At 43.2% G+C, this 22,825-nt stretch carries 3 protein-coding genes; 2 read left to right on the top strand and 1 reads right to left on the bottom strand.

Translation table 11 applies throughout. From position 1 onward, the window contains the following. Positions 1–210: 210 nt before the first annotated feature. Both ABWT76_RS00085 and ABWT76_RS00080 read left to right on the top strand, forming a co-directional pair. Positions 211–7,140: a CHAT domain-containing protein gene (locus ABWT76_RS00085; protein WP_354635439.1), complete on the top strand. Its 6,930-nt coding sequence runs from the start codon at positions 211–213 to the stop codon at positions 7,138–7,140. A 669-nt stretch (positions 7,141–7,809) separates the two neighbouring features. Further along, positions 7,810–15,933, top strand: a complete 8,124-nt coding sequence (locus tag ABWT76_RS00080) for a CHAT domain-containing protein (RefSeq protein WP_354635438.1) — start codon at positions 7,810–7,812, stop codon at positions 15,931–15,933. 215 nt (positions 15,934–16,148) lie between these two features. Here the strand turns inward: ABWT76_RS00080 and ABWT76_RS00075 are convergent, their stop codons facing one another. Further along, positions 16,149–22,652 (bottom strand): translocation/assembly module TamB domain-containing protein, encoded by a 6,504-nt coding sequence (locus tag ABWT76_RS00075; RefSeq protein ID WP_354635437.1) that lies wholly within the window; start codon positions 22,650–22,652, stop codon positions 16,149–16,151. Between the last annotated feature and the right edge of the window lie 173 nt (positions 22,653–22,825).

Raw genomic sequence — 22,825 nt, 5'->3', positions numbered from 1 at the left:
CCGGTTTCTGAACCCCCAAGACCCAGAGGAAACCGGGTTTCTGCGTTAACTTTTTTCTTTTAGCAAAAATTTAATTAAGAAATCCGGTTTCTCTGTCTTGTATAAGTAAGCTATAATATTAAGAAAATTAGCGAGGAGCGATCGGTGATGATGCTGTCAACAGTAAACCATCTCTACATAATAAAAAGCATTTTATTGGGGTCTTTTTCCTTGGTTTTTTGTCAGACAATCACCCTAGGACAAGCGATCGCACCTGCAACTGACGGCACTGGCACCGCAGTCAACCAAACCGGCAACAGCTACAACATTACCGGGGGACAACGGTCTGGGGATGGGGCGAACCTCTTTCATTCCTTCCAAGAATTTGGGCTGAATGCCGGACAAACGGCTAATTTTATTTCCGCTCCAGAAATTAACAACATTCTCGGCAGAGTCACCGGGGGCAACGCTTCGATTATTAATGGATTAATTCAAATAACTGGCGGCAATTCTAATTTATTTTTAATCAACCCTGCGGGATTAATTTTTGGCCCAAATGCCACCCTAAATATTCCCGGTGATTTCACCGCCACCACCGCTACGGGTATTGGCTTTAATGCTGGTTGGTTTAATGCCTTTGGCAACAACAACTACAGCGCTTTAATCGGCGAACCTTCAGCCTTTGCTTTTTCCATTTCTCAACCAGGATCTATCCTCCAGAGCGGGAATTTAATCCTCAACCCAGAGCAAAATTTAACCCTCTTAGGTGGTACAGTCGTCAACCTAGGCAGTCTCACTTCTCCCGGTGGCAACATTACTATTGCCGCAGTGCCCGGAGAAAACCTCGTTCGCATCAACCAAGAAAATCATTTATTAAGTTTAGAACTACCCTTATGTGCCACCGCTAATTGCAACAATTCCGGCAATCAACCGCCCCAAAACTTTCAACCATTGGACTTGCCCAGCTTACTCACAGGCGGTCAAATTACCCATGCTTCTCATGTCACTGTTAACAATGACGGCACCATTAGTTTGACGGGTTCAACGTCAAGAATACCTACAGATCCAGGGGTAGCCGTAGCTTCTGGCAATATTGATGTCTCGAACACCAGTACAAATAGCCCTGCTACTGGGGGAACTGTCGCGGTATTAGGGGATAAAGTCGCCCTGGTGGATACTAATATAAATGCCAATGGGACTAATGGCGGTGGGACAGTTCTCGTAGGAGGCGAATATCAAGGTCAAGGGGAAGTACCCAACGCTTCAAATACTTTCGTGAATAAAAATAGCCTAATTTCTGCCAATGCCACAGAAAATGGAGACGGCGGACAAGTGATTATTTGGGCTGATGAAACTACCCGGTTTCATGGAGAAATTAGCGCCCAAGGTGGCAATCAAAATGGCGATGGTGGCTTGGTCGAAGTTTCCGGGAAAAAGAATTTAATCTTTCGAGGAGATGTTGACACCAGCGCCCCAGAAGGTAGCACCGGCAGCTTATTATTAGATCCGGACAACATTACGATCGCTAATGGCAGTGGTGGCGCTGATGACGCCGAAGTAACAGGGGATGGATCAATTTTTGGTAGTGATGGTACTGGAGATTTCACTATCTCGGAAACGGCCTTAGAAGGACTGACCAATACTGATATTTCTTTAGAGGCAACCAATAACATCACAATTGATGATTTATCGGATAATCTTCTTAGTCTAAAAACTGCTACAGGAGGGTCAGTCACCTTTAGCTCCGACTCTGATTACAGCGGGACTGGTGATTTTTCCATGAATCCCTCTGATACCATCCAGACTCAGGGTGGGGCAGTCAATATTTCAAGAAATCAAGTCACTCTGGGAAATATTATTACGAATGGTGGAGATATTACTGTTGATGGGACAAATGCTATCTTTAACGGCAATATCTCTACCAATGGGGGAGATTTCTTTGCGGCTGGGACAAATGCCACCGTCAAGGGCAATATCAATGCCGGATCTGGCTCAATTGAGTTCCTATTTTATTCTGGTGGAATCACTATAGGGTCTGTTACTTTTACCGCCGATCAACTCAGTATTGATGGAACAATATCTGCCAGTCAACCAGGAACCGATAGTCTGATCGTCGAACCCGGTACGAGCGATCGCACCATTGAAATTACCGATGATTATATGTGTTCCGGTACTACATTGTGTCTCGGACTCGACCCATTTAACGCCATCCAAGCTGCTGGGTTCAACTCCATTAAAATTGGCCGTTCTGACGGCACAGGCAAAATTAATATGGGGGGACATTCGGCAGTTGCCACCATAGGCAGTCCCACAACAATTCAAGCGGGAACTGGCACGATTACGGTTACAGATCAATTAAATGCACAAGGCAATCCTCTAACTTTAATTGCCGATGAAATTGATGTCAATAGTACCATTTCTGGCACGGGTTCTCTAACTCTGCAACCGAGTACCGTCAGTCAAAATATTGCCCTGGGAGGAACGGCAGATGCTGGGGCTGGATCTTTAGATTTAACCAGCACAGATTTCGAGTTAATTAATGGTTTTAGCAGTCTCACTATTGGACGCAGTAATGGTACTGGAACGATTAATACTGCCGGTCTAGTGGATTTTAGTCCCAAAACTTTTGACGTGACTTTAAACGGCGGCCAGTTAACCTTTAATAACCCCATGATTCTGCGTAACAATGGCATTTTAACTCTGAATAATGGTAGCATTACCAGTCCTGGAACTGGGACAGATGTCACAATTGGCGGTACGGGAAATTTAATTTTAAATATATCCGGGAATGTAGGTGAATCACTAAATCCTTTAATGACAAATGTTCCCAATGTCACCATTAGTAATATTTCAGGCAATCTGTTTATTAACAATGGTCAAGCCCTTGACTTAGGTGCCGTGAATATCCCCGGAAACTTAGGCATTACAGCCAGTGGGAATATTACGGATAGTGGGGTGGTATCAGTGGCAGGAAATAGCACGTTTACTACCACGGAACCTGATGCCACTATTACTTTAGATCAGTTGTCCTCAACAGGTTCAATTAGTGTCAATACAACGGGCAGTAATGGCAATGCCACTGTCACGAATTCTACCGCAGTTAATTTAGCCGCTTCTCAGGTAGGCGGTAATTTAAATGTCACCGCAACTACGGGCAATATTACGAGTAGTGGCACTGTGACAGTTGGGGGAAATAGCAGTTTTACTACTTCAGCAAGTGGGGCTGATATTACTTTAGACAAACTGGCTAATCCGGGAACAATTACTGTTAATACGAATGGCAGTGGGGCTGATGCAACGATCGCCAATTCTACCGCAGTTAATTTAGCCGCTTCTAGCGTCGGTGGTGGGTTAAATGTGACGGCAACTACTGGCAATATTACCGATAGTGGCACTGTAACCGTGGGCGGAAATCGAACTTTTACCACTTCCCAAACTGATGCGGATATTACCCTTGACCAGTTGTCAGGAACCGGAAGCATTAGTATGAATACTACGGGGGCAGGTGGTGATGCAAATCTCGCCAATCCTACAGCGGTAAACTTAGCAACTTCTACCGTAGGCGGTAATTTAAATGTCACCGCAACTACGGGCAATATTACGAGTAGTGGCACGGTTACAGTTGGGGGAAATAGCAGTTTTACTACTTCAGCAATTGGGGCTGATATTACTTTAGACAAACTGGCTAATCCGGGAACAATTACTGTTAATACGAATGGCAGTGGGGCTGATGCAGCGATCGCCAATTCTAGCGCAGTTAATTTAGCCGCTTCTAGTGTCGGTGGTGGGTTAAATGTGACGGCAACGACTGGCGGTATTTCTACCAGTGGAAATATTACGGCTGGGTCAGATATTACTTTGACTGGGAAGGAGATCGCCCTGAATAATTCAGTCACCAGTGGTGGCAGTTTAAATGCCACCGCAAATAATGGGGAAATTTCTAACAGTGGAGTGATTAATGCGGCAACTGATATTACTTTGACTGGGGATGCGATCGCCCTGAACAATTCCTTAAGCAGTCCCGGTAATATCATTCTAAAACCATTAAATAATAACACCACAATTGCTTTAGGTGGGGAAACAGGAACGTTTAACCTTTCTGCCGCCGAAATTGCTAATTTATCTGATGGATTTAGCAGTATTACTATTGGTCGGAGTGATGGGACTGGGACGGCAAATGTCGGCAGTATTAGCTTTAGCGATCCGGTGAAAATCCAATCGGGAACAGGTGAATTAACGGTGAATGGCGACATTACTGGCACCGATAACGCCTCGGTGACGCTTAATAGCAGCAATATTGCCCTGAATGCTGGAATTAATACTAATAGCCAAAATATTACCATTGGTGGGAATACGATTATCGGTAGCAATATCACCTTAGATACAGGAACCGGAACCGGAAATATCGCATTTAACGGAACAGTTGATGGCAACCAAGACCTAACTTTAAATGCGGGAACTGGCAGCGTTTCTTTTGCCGGTGCTGTTGGGGCGACAACGGCTTTAAATACTCTCACAGTTAATAGTGGAATTAGCAGTGGAATTACCGCAACTGCTAATAATATTGCGATCGCAGGCGATGTACTTTCTAATGGTGCTGATGTCACCTTAACTGCTGAAAATCAGTTAACCACAAATAATATAACAACCAGTGGCGGAGCAATTAATTTAACCAATAATAATGGTGATGTCACTTCTGCAAATCTAAATAGTTCTAATCCCAGTGGTGCTGGGGGTGGGATTACGGTGAATAGTTCGACGGGAGTTGCCACAACGGGTAATTTAACTTCTACGGGCACAACCGGGGGAAATATTACCGTTCAAGCATTAACCAGTATCACTACCGGCGATATTAATAGTAGTGGTACGGTGGGAAATGGTGGTAATGTTTTGCTCGACCCAGAAAACGATATTCAAGTAGGATTTATTAATGCCCAAGGTGGGGCGAGTGGCATTGGTGGCAATGTGAATATTATTACCGGGAAATTTTTCCGTGCAATCAAGACTTTTACTGACCAAAATGGCCAAGTTGCTAGTATTTCCACAGCCGGGGGTACAGGTGGTGGCAATATCACTCTGACTCACGATGGTGGCAACCAAAATACTCCTTTTGTGGTGGGAAATGCCAGCATTAATGGCACTGCTGGGGTGATTAATACCGGCGCGAGTACCATGCCTTCGGGGTCATCGTTCCCTGGCCCAACCCAACAAGGTAATATTCAGTTGATTACCGCTGAACCACCAGTGACACCAGAACCAGGAACTACGCCAACAACCCCTGGTACATCACCAACAACCCCTGGTACATCACCAACAACCCCTGGTACATCACCAACAACCCCTGGTACATCAACGGGTCAACCGGGGCTCCCAGTGGCAGCCGCACCAACGGACAATGCTATGGTGTCGCCGCAGTTGGACTCGGAACCGACACCGACCAACGCAAGAATCCCGGTGGCGCCTGCTAATCCGGCTGTTACTGGGCCGTTGGCGATCCAAGTACCCGCGATCGCACCAGAAACTCCTGTCGCACCAGGGGCGATCGCACCAGAACCCGCCGCAGTTCCATCCGCAACACCGGCATCCGCAACACCGGCAACGCAAGCAGGAACAGCAGTTTCCAGCCCGGTAATTTCTGAAAGTTCATCGGTGACACCTGTATCGACAGAAATTTCAACGCCATCAACCCCACCAGCGCCTCCACCAGAGGTGCCAGTGGCTTCCAGTATCTCTGTAGCAGTCCCCGGATCGGTGGCTGAGAACGGAGGCGATCGCGTGTTGTCTAGCACGTCGCAGGTTTTGCTGCCCCAGGAAACAACGGCGATCGCCACCAACTTAGAAACAGCCTCAGCAACAGAACTGAAACCAGAAAATATTCGCGATCGACAACTAGAAGCAATACTGGGCGATCAAACCGAAGACTCAGCCATGTTTGATTTCGGGGTAGCAGAAATTGAAGCGATCTTTACCCAAGCATTCCAAATCCATCTTGAACTTTCGGAAGTCATTCGCAGCCTTGGGATCCGGGAAGCCCAGACAATTATCCGTCGCATTGACGCCGAAACTGGAGTCAAACCAGCTTTGTTATATGTCCGCTTTTCCCCCACTTCTATAGAGGGAACTACGGACAATGACCCCTTAGAATTACTCTTTGTCGCCCCTGATGGTCGTCCCAGTCGAAAAGTTCTATCGGTGACTCGCGGTGAAGTGATAGCAACCGCCGAGAATCTTAACACCTATATTACCGCGCCAAGATATCGCCGCCGTACCAGCTATTTAGAACCAGCCCAACAGCTTCATCAGTGGTTAATTGCCCCAGTCCAAAAAGAATTAGACAATCACGCAATCCAAAATCTTGTCTTGATTATGGATTCGGGTTTACGCAGTTTGCCCGTGGCAGCGCTGCACGATGGGGAACATTTTCTGGTGGAAAAATATAGCCTGGGAATGATGCCTTCGTTGAGCTTAACCGATCCGCGTTATCGCAGTATTCAAAATACTTCAGTGTTAGCAATGGGAGCCAGCCAATTTTCCGATCTGAATCCCTTGCCTGCGGTGCCCGCAGAAGTGCAAACCATTACTCAACTTCGCCAAGGATCATTCTTTTTGAATGAAGAGTTTACCCTCAATAATATTCAACAACAATATGCCGAAAAACAACCTCCCATTGTTCATTTAGCCACTCATGGAGAATTTGAACCAGGCGATATTAGCCATTCATATATTCAGCTATGGGATCAAAAGTTGCGCCTAAATGATATTCGTCAGTTAGGATTTCAAGATCCAGCGGTGGAATTGTTGGTACTTTCCGCTTGTCAAACAGCGGTGGGCAACGAACAAGCGGAATTAGGGTTTGCGGGGATGGCCGTAAAAGCAGGAGTAAAAACGGCATTAGCCTCTCTTTGGTATGTCAGTGATGAGGGTACTTTTGGCCTAATGACTGAATTTTATAAAGCGTTAGAAACAGCCCCAATTAAAGCCGAAGCAATCCGACAAGCCCAGTTATCAATGATTAACGGTAATGTCGAAGTGGTAGATGGTCAATTACGCGGTTCTCGTGGGTCTTATCCGTTGCCAGAAGCTTTGCAAAATGTAGAAAACCAAAAGTTAACTCATCCTTATTATTGGTCAGCATTTACCTTAATTGGTAGCCCTTGGTAGTGTCCCAATTCTGCCCAGAAAAAGCCTGGTTTCTGCGTAAACTTTTTGCTGTTAGCAGAGATTTAGTTAAGAAACCCGGTTTCTGCGCCCGGTTTCTTAACCCTCAACTTCGGCCCAGGAAAAACCGGGTTTCTGCGTAAACTTTTTACTTTTAGCAGAGATTTAGTTAAGAAACCCGGTTTCTGCGCCCGGTTTCTTAGCCCTCAACTTCGACCCAGAAGAAACCGGGTTTCTGCATAAACTTTTTGCTGTTAGCCAAGATTTAGTTAAGAAACCCGGTTTCTTAACTAAATCTCTGCGCCCCCGACTTCGACCCACAAGAAACCGGGTTTCTGCGTAAACTTTTTGCTGTTAGCAGAGATTTAGTTAAGAAACCCGGTTTCTGAACCCCAGGCAAAAATATTCCTGCAAGGGCGAAGCATTCGCGGATCGATCTCTACTACAAACCAAAAAGTTATCTACGCGAATGCTTCGCCCAATTTGACAAAAACCCCCCCCTCATTTTATGTAATTTTTATCAGTTCATGTTGCCATTTTGGCAGAAAATTTAAAAAGTTTTTTCAAGAAACTGAAAAAATAATTAAGGTTGTCAAAAAAGGCAATTTTCTAGCGGACAAATTCAGGGAAATTACGCATAATAGTAGCATAATTCGCCAGGAGCAACCTGTGATGAAGCGACTAACAGGAAATCATCTCTACATGAAAAGCCTTCTCCTGGGGTCTTTGTCCTTCATTGTTTCTCAGACAATCACCCTAGCAGAACCCATTGTCCCCGCAACGGACGGCACCGGCACCCAAGTAGAAATTAACGGCAATGAATTTAACATTACTGGGGGACAAGTTAGTGGCGATCCGGCTAATTTATTCCACTCTTTCCAGGAATTTGGCCTAAATTCTGGGCAAATCGCCACTTTTCAATCTAATCCAGAGATTATTAATATTTTAAGTCGAGTCACAGGTGGCAACGCTTCGATGATTAATGGCTTAATTCAAGTCACGGGGGGAAATGCTAACTTATTTTTAATGAACCCTGCGGGGATTGTATTTGGGCCAAATGCTACCCTGAATATTCCCGCTGATTTTATCGCTACCACTGCCAGCGGGATAGGATTTAATCAGGGTTGGTTTGATGCTTTTGGCAACAATAACTGGGCTGAGTTAATCGGCAGTCCTTCGGTATTTCGCTTTGATGGCAATGGGGCTATAGTAAATTTTGGCAACTTGAGTATTTCCCACAGCCATCAGCTTGGATTATTGGGCAGCAGCGTTTTAAATCTTGGCAGTCTTTCGGCACCGGGAGGAAATATTATTATTACTGCCGTTCCGGGAGAAAGTTTGGTGAAGTTGTCGCAACCGGGACATTTGCTGAGTTTAGAAATTAGCCCGAATTCTTTAGACACCATTACTCCTTCTAATTTGCCAGAATTACTCACAGGAGGACAAGTCCATGATGCGACTCAAGTGGTTGTCCATGATGATGGCACCATTAAGTTAACAGGTTCGGGAGTTTCTGTCCCCACTGATACGGGAGTAACAATTGTTTCCGGCAATATTGATGTTTCAAATAATGCAGCAGGAACCGTGGCGGTATTAGGAGAAAGGGTGGCTTTAGTTGATGCCAATATTAACGCCAGTGGCAACAATACCGGAGGAAATGTATTTATTGGGGGCAATTTTCAGGGACAAGGCACTTTGCCTAATGCCGCTCATACTTTTGTGAATAATAATTCCTCTATTTCGGTGAATGCCTTAGAAAATGGAAATGCCGGGAGTGCGATCGTTTGGGCCGATAAAACCACTCGTTTTCATGGGAACATTAGCGCCACAGGTGGTAATTTTGGTGGCAATGGTGGCTTTGTAGAAGTATCAGGAAAACAAAATTTAATTTTCCGAGGTTTTGTTGATGTTACGGCGAATCAGGGAACTCCTGGGACAATTCTTTTTGACCCAAAAAATATTATCATTGACAATGGTGGTACAGATAACGTAGATTTAAATAATGCTTTTAAAGAAAATCCTACCGCTGATGTCACTTTTGATGCGGATAATATCACAGGGTTGAGTGGTGATGTAATTTTAGAAGCAAACAACGATATTACGGTTAATGAACCGATTATTCTTAATTCATTTTCATTTATCGAGAACTTAGAATTAAGAGCCGGTGGTAGTATTAATATTAATGCACATATCACTACATATACTACTGGTGCCAATATTATTTTAAGCGGAAATGATAATCGCGCTGATGTGAATAACCGCGATCCTGGTCCGGCAAATATTAGCGCTATTGCCGGTTTAAATGGTGGCAACATTGATATTACTTTAGGCACTCTGGGGGAAAGTGGAAATATCACACTTGCCACTGTAAGTACACAGCAGGGTAAGCATATCAATATTACTAATACCAACAATGGTTACGGCGGTGATATTGAGATTTCTGAGCCTATGAGTTCTTCTTCTGGATCTAACGGTGGTTTAATTAATTTAATTGCTGATGGGAATATTCTGACTAATAATATCAATTCTGTTGGGCAAGAAGGCAGAGGGGGAAATATTAATCTAATCAGTAATAACCGTGCCATTGAAACTGGTGATCTAGATGCTTCTGGCTTGTCTGATGGGGGTGCGATCGCGCTAAATGCTGAAGAAAATATTCTGACCAATAATATCAATTCTTTTGGACAAGAAGGCAGAGGGGGAAATATTAATTTCACCAGTAATAACGGTGCTATTGAAACTGGGGATCTAAATTCTTCTGGCTTGTTTGATGGGGGTGCGATCGCGCTAAATGCTGAAGGGAATATTGTTGCCGGTGGAGTGGATAGCTATGGAATTCCTATCCCCGGTAATATTTATTCTGGTTCCTACGACAGCGGAACTGGGGGTAGCATCAACCTACACAGTGCCAGCGGTTTTATTAATACCAATGACGGTTATCTGAATTCGATTGCTAATCAAGAAAATGGGGGCGATATTACGCTTACTGCTCAGGGAAATATTAACACAGGATATATCTCGTCTTATTCCCAAGAAGCAACAGCAGGAACTATCAAATTGACCAGTAACAATGCTGCCATTGAAACTGGGGATATAGATTCTGCTTCAAATCAAGGTAATGGGAATTCAATTACCCTGAATGCTGAAGGGAATATTCTGACCAATTTTATCTATTCTTTTGGGGCAGAAGGCAGAGGAGGAAATATTCATCTAACCAGTAATAACGGTGCCATTGAAACTGGGGAGCTAAATTCTTCTGGCTTGTTTGATGGGGGTGCGATCGCACTAAATGCTGAAGGGAATATTGTTTTAGCTGGATTAGATCAGAATGAAAATCTTATCCCTGGTAACGGTAACATTTCTTCTGATTCCGCAGGCAGCGGAACTGGGGGTGACATAAGTCTTCGCAGTAATAGTGGTGTGATAAATCTCGGATCGATTGATGCTTCTTCTAACCAAGGAAATGGAGGCGATATTACGCTTACTGCTGAGGGAAATATTAACACAGGATATATTTCTTCTTATTCCCAAGAAGCAACCGCAGGAACTATCAACGTGACCAGTAACAATGCTGCCATTGAAACTGGGGAGCTAAATTCTTCTTCAAATCAGGGCAATGGGAATTCAATTACCCTGAATGCTGATGACGATATTCTGATTACCAGTAACATTTATTCTGATTCCGCAGGCAGCGGAACTGGGGGTGACATTAGCCTAACCAGTGGCAACGGTGCCATTAATATAATCGAGGGAAATATCGAATCATCTTCTAATGAAGGTGATGGGGGTAACATCGAGCTTACAGCTAAAGGAGATATTCGCACAAATAATATTGATTCTTATTCTAATGGCAGCGGAACCGCCGGAAATATCAAGCTAACCAGCACGAGTGGACTGATTGATATTTTAGGTTCATTAACTTCTGCTTCCTTAAACGGTATTGGCGGTTCAATTGCTCTAACTGCTGATGAAATCGATTGGACAGAGGCAATTTTTACTTCTAATGGTGGCATTTTATTACTTCAACCCGCCACAAATACCCAATCCATTGAAATTGGGGGAAATAATGAGTCACCCAGTTTAGATTTAAGCACGACTGAACTACAGTTAATTGACGGATTTGATTCCCTAACCATTGGTCGCACTGGTGACACCGGCATAATTAATATTGCTGGATTGGTTAATTTCAGTAACGATAATTTTGATCTGACTATCAGCGGTGGTTCGTTAAGTTTTAATAATCGCATCACGATTCGTAATAATGGCATTTTAACCTTGAATACTGGCAGTATTACGAGTCCGTTTGATGGGACAGATATCGCGATTGGGGGAAATGGCACCTTAGTTTTAAATGTATCTGGTAATGTGGGAGAACTGCTTAATCCTTTGGTGACAAAAGTTAGTCAATTAGATATTGACAATGTAACTGGCAACGTATTTCTGAATAATATTACAGATCAAAATTTTAATTTAGGAACAACTAACATTACTGGTGATTTTGCGATTACTAATGATGGGAATATTATCGATATTGGCGCGATTAATATTAGCGGTAATAGCAGTTTTACCACTACGGGCAATGATGCCACAATTACTTTAGATCAATTATCGATAACTGGCCCAGTAAGCCTGAATACAACTGGCAGCAATGCTCATGTAAATATCACCAATGCCACCGGGTTAAATTTGGCGGATTCTCAGGTGGGTGGAAATTTAAATATTGCCACAACAACCGGGAATATTACGGATAGTGGCACGGTCATAGTTAATGGTAATAGCAATTTTACTACATTAGAAAATGGTGCGGGAATTAATTTAGATCAATTAGCAGCAACCGGAGCCATAACTGTTAATACCAATGGGGTTGGTGCTGATGTCATAATCACGAATGATACCGCCGTAAATTTAGGAAATTCTAATATAGGCGGCAGTCTAAATGCTACGGCAAATAATAGTGATATTGTTACCATTGGAAATATTAATGCTGAGTCAGATATTAATTTAACAGGTCAGGCGATCGCGCTAAATAATTCTATCACCAGTGGCGGTAGTTTAACTGCTACCGCAAATAATGGCGATATTTCTAATACTGGCATTATTAATGCGGATTCGGATATTAACTTAACCGGAAATAATATTAACCTTGATAATGATGTCACCAGTGGCGGTAGTTTAACTGCTACCGCAAATAATGGCGATATTTCTACTACTGGCATTATTAATGCCGATTCGGATATTAACTTAAGCGGAAATAATATTACTCTCGATAATGATGTCACCAGTGGCGGCAATTTAACTGCTACTGCTAATAATGGTGATATTTCTAATAGTGGCATTATTAATGCGGACTCGGATATTAACTTAAGCGGAAATAATATTACTCTCGATAATGATGTCACCAGTGGCGGCAATTTAACTGCTACTGCTAGTGGCGATATTTCTGCTGATGGAGTAATTAATGCGGATTCGGATATTAACTTAATCGGAAATAATATTACCCTCGATAATTCTATCACCAGTGGCGGCAATTTAACTGCTACTGCTAATAGTGGTAATATTATTACCAGTGGAAATATTAATGCTGAGTCTGATATTAATTTAACAGGTCAGGCGATCGCGCTAAATAATTCTATCACCAGTGGCGGCAATTTAACTGCTACTGCTAGTGGGAATATTTCTAATAGTGGAGAAATTAATGCTGAGTCAGATATTAACTTAAGCGGAAATAATATTACCCTCAATAATTCTATGACCAGTGGCGGCAGTTTAAATGCTACTGCTAATAATGGCGAAATTTCTAATAGTGGAGAAATTAATGCTGGGAATGATATTACTTTGACCGGGGATACAATTTCTCTGAAAAATTCCCTCACTAGCCCAGGTAATCTCATCTTACAACCATTTAATCCAAACACCACCATTGACATTGGAGGAGAAACAGGAACCTTTAACCTTTCTGCCGCAGAAATCGCTAATTTATCTGATGGATTTAGTAGTATTACCATTGGACGAAGTGATGGCACTGGGATGGTAAATTTAGGGAATATTAGCTTTAGCGATCCGGTGACAATACGATCGCCGAATGGTGCGATCGCCGTCAATGGCATCATTACTGGCACCGATAATGCCTCAGTGAATTTGAGCAGTAATCATATAACTCTCAATTCTGGGATTATTACCAATAACCAAAACATCCTTATTAATGGCAATACCATTCTCGGTAACGATATTACTTTAGACAGTGGTACGGGGCTGGGAAATATCTTATTCACCGGAACAATTGATGGCAACCAAAAACTAACTTTAAATGCAGGCAATGGCACGATTGCTTTTACAGGTGCCATTGGGAATAACACGACTTTAAATAGCCTGATTACTAATAGTATCATTAACAGTGGATTGCAGGCAACCGCCAACACTATTCAGCTTAATCGTGATATCACCACAACGGGTGCAAATGTAATCTTGAATGCCCAGAATCAGCTAACCACAAATAACATTACAACTAATGGCGGTAAAATTAGTTTAAGCAATCGTCAGGGTGATATTACCGCCGGAAATCTTGATAGTTCTAACCCGGAAGCTGTAGGCGGGGCAATTACAGTTAATAGTCCCACGGGAATTGTCACCACCGGAAATTTAATTTCTACTGGCACAACCGGGGGAGATATTACCGCGATCGCCAAAACCACTATCACGACTGGGGATATAAATAGCAGTGGTATTGTAGGCAATGCGGGGAATGTTTTGCTCGACCCAGAAAACGATATTCAAGTAGGATTTATTAATGCCCAAGGTGGATCAAGTGGTAGTGGTGGCAATGTTGATATTTCCACTGGGCGCTTTTTCCGATCAACAAATAGTTTTACTGACCAAAATGGCCAAATTGCCAGTATTTCTACTGCGGGAGGAAATGGCGGTGGTAGTATCACTATCCGTCACGATGGTGGTAGTCAAAATATCCCGTTTGTGGTGGGAGATCCCAGCACCAATGGCACCGCAGGGGTGATTACCACGAGTGCCGATAATACCATTCCCTTGGGGTCTATTTTGCCTGGTCCAGTGGAACAGGGCGATATTCATATACAAACCCCAACGGTTCCAGTGGCACCAGCCCCAGTGGATGATACTCCAGTATCGCCCCAGCTAGAGCCAGAACCGCAGGCAAAACCGATTCCAGTGGCACCAGCCCCAGTGGATGATACTCCAGTATCGCCCCAGCTAGACTCGGAACCTCCGCCCAGTCCACCAGCACCTCCGGTGAATTCATCATCATCTGTGGTCACTCCAGCAACGGTGGTCACTCCACCAGCAACGGTGGTCACTCCACCAGCAACGGTGGTCACTCCACCAGCAACGGTGGTCACTCCACCAGCAACGGTGGTCACTCCACCAGCAACGGTGGTCACTACACCACCTCCACCACCAAAGGTGGCGATTTTGGATCCGAAAATCGTTGACCCAGAGGAAGCGGCGATCGCTATTGATATACCAAACAATTCAGAAGAAGAGGAGGATCTCCTAGACCCAGAAAAAATATCTCAACCAGATAAAGTGGCGATTTTGGATCCGGGTATGGGGGCGATCGAACAAGCTTTTAGTCAAAGATTTAATGACTATATTGGTGAAGTGAATTCTCCGGCAACCACGACTTTAGCAGAAGCCCAAAATATTATTCAACAAATTGAGTCAGAAACAGGGGTAAAACCGGCTTTAGTTTATGTCTGTTTTGGTTTCACTTCTCGATCGGGTATTTCTGACAATGATCCTCTGGAGTTAATCTTAGTCACCGCAAATGGACATCCGATTAAAAAATCTCTGTCAGCGACTCGCGGTGAAGTGATCGCAACGGCGAATAATTTTATCGATTATATCACGTCGCCGAGATATCGCCGCCAGAAAAAATATTTGCCAGCAGGCCAACAGCTTTATCAATGGTTAATTGCTCCCTTAAAAGAAGAATTAGACCTTCAACAAATTGAAAACATCGCATTTATTATGGATCAGGGTTTGCGGGCTTTGCCAGTGGCAGCGATCCATGACGGGGAACATTTCCTGGTAGAAAAATATAGCCTGGGTCTGATGCCATCTCTTAGCCTCACAGATACCCGGTATCAAAATATTCAAAATGCCTCGGTTTTAGGCATGGGTTCTAGTGAATTTTCTGATTTAAATTCCTTACCGGCAGTTCCCGCAGAATTGCAAACTATTACCCAACAAATTCGTCATGGAGATTCTTTTATGAATCAGGAATTTACCTTAAATAATATTCAAGCACAATATGCGGATAAACAATATCCGATTGTTCACATGGCGACTCATGGAGAATTTGAACCGGGAGAGATTAGCAATTCATATATTCAGCTATGGGATCAAAAGTTGCATCTGGATGATATTCGTCAGTTAGGATTTACTAATCCTCCAGTGGAGTTATTAGTGCTGTCCGCTTGCCGCACCGCAGTCGGTTCCCCAGAAGCAGAATTAGGATTTGCTGGTTTAGCCCTACAAGCAGGAGTGAAAACTGCGATCGCGTCTCTTTGGTATGTGAGTGATGAGGGAACTTTTGGCCTAATGACTGAATTTTATAACCAGCTAAGTTCAGCCCCAATTAAAGCGGAAGCCATGCGACAAGCCCAGTTATCAATGATTAACGGTAACGTCGAAGTAGTAGATGGTCAATTACGCGGTTCTCGCGACACTTATCCGTTACCAGAGGCTTTGCAAAATGCAGAAAACCAAAAGTTAACTCATCCTTATTATTGGTCAGCATTTACCCTAATTGGTAGCCCTTGGTAGACCAGGAACAAGAAACCCCAGGGACAAGAAACCGGGCTTTCCCAGAAACCGGGTTTCTATGAGAGTTGTTGGTTGGTGGCAAAGGTTGTCTCAAGAAACCCGGTTTCTAACCTCTCCCGGTTTCTCACCCCCCAGGGACAAGAAACCGGGTTTCTGGTTAACTTTTTGCCCTCAAGCAGAGATTAAATTAAGAAACCCGGTTTCTGATCAAAAAATCAAAACCTAAATTCATAGTCAATTCTAGCGCGAGTATCTCCTTGAAAATCCGTAGAGCCTCGCAATAGAAGGCGATCGTTAAATCGATAACGAATATTATATCGCGTATTTTCATTATCTAGAAAAAGCTTCGGCCAGAGCACGGAAAAAGAAAATTGACGACCTAAATCAACTCCCGCTTCAACTTCTAAAGCCAGACGAGTATTTCCCCCGGACTGCACCATCACCGGCAATAACCTAAATTCACTTAAACCAAAGGCATCACCAATTTCAGTTTGGACATTTTTTAGCACCGTAGAACCGGCTAAATTGGCGATCGCCAATGGACTATCCCCCCGGCCCAAAGTATTCGCAAAACCGCCGCCAATTAACGCCACAATTTCCGCTTCATCTCTCGCGGGATTACTTTTTAATTCCACTGCCGTATTATAAATTTGAGAAGACCGTCCACTAACCACCGCTTCTACCCGAACTGTCCGCAATTCTCCGATGCCAGTATTCACCGCTTCCCGAATTTCTGAAGCCGAAGTTGCGGAAAATTCTCGCCGAGTCACTTCGGGGACAGAAGTCACTAATCGCACTTCAATATTTGGGTCTAAATCTCCGGTAAATTCCGCAAAATGCTCATAGCCATCGATTAATCTAAATTGAGTAGCAAATAAATTCACTTCTCCTTCTTTTAAGCGAATAATTCCGGCAGGTTTTAAATCTTCAAAAAATCCATTCACCAACAAATCTCCGCTGCCGATAAATTCTAATAATGGGGGATTAGCAATGCGAATATTTTCCCCTAAAGTGAGTTGTAAATTTTTATATTGTGGGGTAAAGACTTGGATTTCTTCTAATAACGGACGATTCGGGGCAATTTCTGAGGAATCCGGTAGTAATACTATGCCATCAGACAAAGTAATTTTACCCCCAATTTGCGGAGAAAATCCCGTGCCTGTAATTTGTAATTGACCCACCACTCCCCCTCGATATAAATCTTTGAAGTTAATTTCAACTCCCTCTAATTCAAGTCTTAAATAATCAAGTATTTCTGGCTGGTTAGCCCTTAATGTTTCATCGCTATTTTCCCCTTGTGCTTGACGCAACATGGCGGCAAATTTACCCGTCCTAAATAAATTAATCTCGTTTCTCGATAAGGGGCGAAAAATCGGCAAAAACCCTTGGGCTAAAATGTTTCCTTGACTAAATTGTCCGTCAATTCCTTCCACAAAAATCAGATTTTCGTTAAAAAATACTCGTCCATTCAGATTGGTTAAAGGTTCCGGTAAGGCTTGGGCATTAATGGTGGCATTAGAGGCGATCGCGCTACCATTGGCAGTGATATCTGTCAGGGTTCCTTGGTCGGAATTTAACTTTCCTTCTACCTGAAGTTTTAGTTCTCCATTGCCATCAACCCAGGTCACTTGTTGCCCGGTTAAAATATTCGCCAAAGTCAGCCCTTCATTTTTAATATTTACATTCAGGCTAAATTGCTCATTTCCGGGAAAAGGAGGGACCGGCAAGTTGGTAAAAATTTGCAAATTATTGGGTTCAATGGTGCTAATTGCTAACCGAGAATTACCATAGTTAAATCCTCCTTTAATATTCGCCAATTTTTCCCCATTTAATCGCACATCAGAAAAACTGATTTCTCCTCTGGCTTGGAGATTTTGCCAATTTCCCGCCAGGTTAGCGGTTAAATCTAATAGACCATCAACCCGGTATCCAGGGACATCAATAAAATTGCGAATATCCTCACCGGATAAATTTCTGATTTGTAACTGTCCTGACTGGTTTTCACCAAAAATTGTCCCCACATAAGAAATCAAGGTTGCTTCTTGTTCTACCCGCAAAGGTTGGGCAATTAAATGGCCATCCTGAAAACTGCCTTGAAAAATTACCCGGTCAATATTAATCACCCGATTATCTAACCGTTCTAACCCCTCTGGGGTAGGCATGGCATAACTGGGTTGCGATCGCCATTCTAAATTATTGGCGACGAGATTTAAGCTGGCATTAATTCCCGCAGCTAAAGACCCTTTAAATCTAATTTCACCATTCACCAATCCGCGAATATCTACCAATTTAGGGAAGGCTGCCTGTTGCCGTTCCATCGCAATTTGCAAGAGTTTGGCTTTTATTTCTGCGAATCGGCTTAATTGCTGATATAATGTCGCTTCAGGCAAGCCAGCAGATGCCGTTTTTAGACTGTCTTGATTCCCATAATTGGGAGGTAGTAAACCTCTTTTGAGGTCATCAGTGGTAAACCAGCGCATTGCCGCCAAAGCATCTGAGATATTTCCTTGGTTTATGGTCAGTTGACCGTGAATTTCCGATTTCGGATTGGCGCTAAATTGGGCATCGAGGCGATACTCACTCTGGTTCATTTTTAAAATAGCGTTGGAAATCGCTATTTTGCCGCGATCGCTATAAATTTCCGCTGTAATTTGATCCATGAAAAAATTGCCAACTGCTGGATGGGCGATCGCAATTTTGCCATTGCCCAAAAACGTGGCTAAGTTTAAATTAAAATTACCGTTCAATATGCCCCCAACGGAATTATAATAATAGGCAGGGGCAGGGGCAATATTTAACCGACTTAACGGGAAATTTTCCACAGCAATCGATAGTTGTTGCTGGGCTAAATTTGCGGATAGAATCGTTTCCGCATTATTGACCAATCCGTTGGCTGACCAGGTGGAGATATTTTGATATATTGGATTATTAATTGCTAAAGCAATTTGAGTGTTATCTCCTTCTAGGTTAACCTGCAAACTCTGATGAGTATCCAGATTAACTTTTCCCGATAAAGAGGAGGCAAATTGCCAATCATTAACCGCTAAATTTTGCACCTGTAAATCCCCAGCGATCCAAATCTGAGAATTTAACAGCAGTTCGGGAATAGTTTGGCTTTCATGGTTAAAAAAACTGGGGTTGATCTGACCTCGCAACCGACCGTTAAAGTCTAATAAACCCGCGATCGCCAATGGCATGAATGGCAAAATCGGGGATATTTTATTTTCTAGATTGCCTGAACTTTCCAGGGTTAAATGTTCCGGTGTTTTGCCCACATTTAGGGGCAAGGGTAAAGCCGCTAAATTAAATTGGTTTACCTGAAGATTCAGGTCAAATTTACTCACCGTGGGGCGTTGGTTTTGCCACTGGACAAATAATTCTCCATCTAGACTTAAACCAGGGGCTTTTGCTTGTTTAATTTGTAAAACTTCTCCATTCCAACCCCACTCACTATATAAAGGAAAGAGTTGAGATAACCCCGAACTTTGGCTATAATTTAAACTAAGTTGATTAACCAGAGTAAATTCGCCCTCTGCTTGAATATCCTGGGGAGAAAAAGAAGTGAGAAACCCCGATAAATTTACTGAACCTGTGGCCGTTACAGGTTCGGGCAAACTCCGGGTTTTTGGGGCTAATGAATTAAGATTTAAGTTTTCTGCATTCAGAGAAACTTGCCAGCGATCGCCCATAAAACTCCCTTGACTGGCGATCGCATTTCCGGCCAGATTTAATTGGACATTGCCCCGACCAGACCAAGTATTTAAACCCCTAAAATTAATGTCACCATTTCCGGCATAAAATTGAGCTAATAAACTATCTATTTTACCGGAAAGTTCCACATTCCCTGCGGTGACACCCAGGGGAACAGGCAAATCCGGTTTCCAGGCATTTAACGATAAAAAGTTATCATAATTTAAAATAGCGCTGAGTTCTAGTTGCCCTTGTTTTAACCGTCCCTTTCCGGTCACTGCTGCCCCAGCAATTAATAGCTGAATAGTGCTATGACCAGACCAACTATTCAATATGTCAGAGACGGGTTTATCCCCAGATAAAATTGGCGCAATTGACCCGGAAAGTTCCAGACTACCCGCTGTTAATTCCAGGGGAACAGGCAAATCCGGTTTCCAGGGGTTTAACGATAAAAGGTTATCAGAATTTAAAATAGCGCTAAGTTCTATTTCACCTTGTTCTAATCGTCCCTTTCCTGTGACTGCTGCCCCAGCAATTAATAGCTGAATAGTGCTATGAAATGACCAAGTATTCAAGATTCTATCGGATAACTTTGCAGGGCTGACTTTTGCAGAAAAAAAATGGTCAAATAACGGATCGATCGCCCCAGAAAGTTCTAAATTTCCCTCAGTTAAACTAACAGAAGCACTGCGTAATGGTGTCCAAAACGATGTCCGAGGGTTTAAAGAAAGCGATCGCCCCTCTGCATTAGTCAGAGTTGCCCTTGCCGTGACTTGACCTTGTTGTAAATTAGCGGAAGCTGTCACTATGCCAGTTTCTGGTAAATTCACCTTTAAAGTACCCTTGGCATCAATCTTTTTTGGGTCAATCTTTTTTGAATCAAATGAGTCTACGGTTCCCGATAATTCCAAAGTGCCACTACCTAATTCCATTGGTATGGGTAAGTCGGGAATTAATTGATTCAATCGCAGGGCTTTTCCGGGTAAAGTTTGCACTCCCAATGATGCCAGCCATTTTCCTTTATCCAAGGTGCCTCTACCCGTGACTTTCGCATCAAGGGTGGTCAGTTCTACTTCTCCTGACCCTTGAATATTTGCCGGAGTTAAGGATGTTAATTTACCAGAAAGTCTTAGCCCACCGGCTAAAATTGCCGGATATGCTGGGGCGGTATTCTCTGGGTTAGGATTTTCTGGGTTAGGATTTTCTGGGTTAGGATTTTCTGGAATATTATTTTCTGGGTTAGGATTTTCTGGGCTATTATTTTCTGGGTTAGGATTTTCTGGGCTATTATTTTCTGGGCTATTATTTTCTCCGGGATTTGTAGTAGAAGATGTGAGTTGATTTAGTTCGATATTTTGCGCTCTTAAGAATGCTTGCCAGCGGTCTTTGGTTGGCATGATAGCGCCGATCGCGTTTACGGTTCCTCCCCCTACTTGAAAGACGCTATTATTCAATAAAATTGTGTCTTGAGTAATAGTCAATTCTCCACTGCCCGGATATTTCATTTCCGGCGATCGCCACTTCACCAGTGCCGTAGGTTGATCCGCTTGTCCTAATATTCTAGTATTGCCATGAATTCGACCAATAGCAAACGGTGGTTTTTCCCCCCGATACAGTTGGGCGATAGCATCACCGGGTAAATTTTCCCCTAGCAAATAAAAGCCTAACTGGGGAATTTCGGTTAACTGAATATTGCCTCGACCATAAATAAAACCGCCCAGAATTGGTTTAAGTTGAATATCCGTAATAGCTAACTCTTCTCCCTCCATTCTAAATCTAGCACTAGCTGCCCCGACCTCAATTAAATCCACTTTTCCCGGTTCCGTTGCTACCACCATTCCCGATAAAATAGGATTCAACAAAGGGCCAGTAACTTGTAACTCCGTACTCGCTGCCCCAGTCACCGGAACCGGCAGATTTAACTCCAGAGTATTAATATAATTAGCTAAACTTAAAGAGGGGATACTAATTGCTAAATCATAATCAGATTTGGTGTCAATTGTCCCAGTCACTTTTAGGGGTAATTCCCCATAAATTGCCTCAGTTTTTTGTAAAGCTATCCGTAAATCTGAAAATTTTACCTGACCGGATGCCTGGGAAATGGGCTGATCTAAGGTTCCTAATTGACCGTTGACCTTTTCAAAATTAGCATTACCCCGCCAAGCAGTGACAGTGGTTTCCGCTAAGTTTAATTTCAAATCACAATTTAATTTACCTTGGTCAACTCTGACGGGTAAATTAGCAATTAATGGGATAATATTAGCACCGTCTAAATTTTTGCCTTCAACATCGAGTTTGGTAGCTAAACTGGATAAATTAGAATGACCATTAATGGTTAAATTCCCGCCGCTTTTGGGTTGGGCTGTGACATGATAGCGGGTTTCTTTTTGCTGATTAAAAAAGCGGGCTTTGGCTTGGACATTTTCCAACAGCACAGGAGGCAACACCATTGGTTCTTCCAGGTCAAATAACTGGGCGCGACGGGTGCCATTTGGGGCTAAAATCACCTGACCATTGGTGATTTCAACGGTCTTGATATTAATATTAACCGTCTTTTGAGAAGCCGATGATTTTTTCAGGTTTAAATCTAACCAAGTATTTTTGATATCTTGTTCTATATAAATCGTGGGTTGTAGTAAAGAAATTTTTAAATTCAGAGTGCGTCTAAACAGCAACATTAAAGGGTCAAATCCCACTTTTACCGTCGGAATTTCTACAAAATCCGGGTCAGTTTCCGTGGTGGGAATTGCTGAAGCCCCCACCCGTAAACCCGTGAGATAAAACTCTTCAATTGGGCCAATTTTTACCGGGCGATCGATGAGTTTACCCAGTTCTTTTTCCACTAATGGCCCTAAGTCATTGTTGACAAAAAACCATAACCATGATATTGCGCCCGCAGTTCCAACCACTAGGACGAAGCCCAAACCAATGGCCCCACGGCGCCACAATTTAGGGGATAAAAGAGGGCTTACTTGGGCGCTGGATAATGGATCTAAGGATGAATTTTCAGATTTTGGCGAATCAGTCATAGGGGATGGGGTGTGGGAGGTGTGGGGGAAAGAAAGGGTGTGGGGTGTGGGGTGTGGGGTGTGGGGTGTGGGGGGAAGAGAGAAAAGAGAATAGAGAAAAGAGAATAGAGAATTTTCCTATGCATCCTATGCATCCTATGCATCCTATGCATCCTATGCATCCTCTTCCCCTA

The sequence above is a fragment of the Planktothricoides raciborskii GIHE-MW2 genome, from assembly GCF_040564635.1.
Lineage (GTDB): Bacteria > Cyanobacteriota > Cyanobacteriia > Cyanobacteriales > Laspinemataceae > Planktothricoides > Planktothricoides raciborskii.
This window is presented reverse-complemented; position numbering and strand designations above follow the sequence as displayed.

Bases quoted from the DNA above. Each gene is read 5' to 3' on its own strand.
- ABWT76_RS00075 (WP_354635437.1), bottom strand. From the start codon at position 22,652: ATGACTGATTCGCCAAAATCTGAAAATTCATCCTTAGATCCATTATCC.
- ABWT76_RS00080 (WP_354635438.1), top strand. From the start codon at position 7,810: ATGAAGCGACTAACAGGAAATCATCTCTACATGAAAAGCCTTCTCCTG.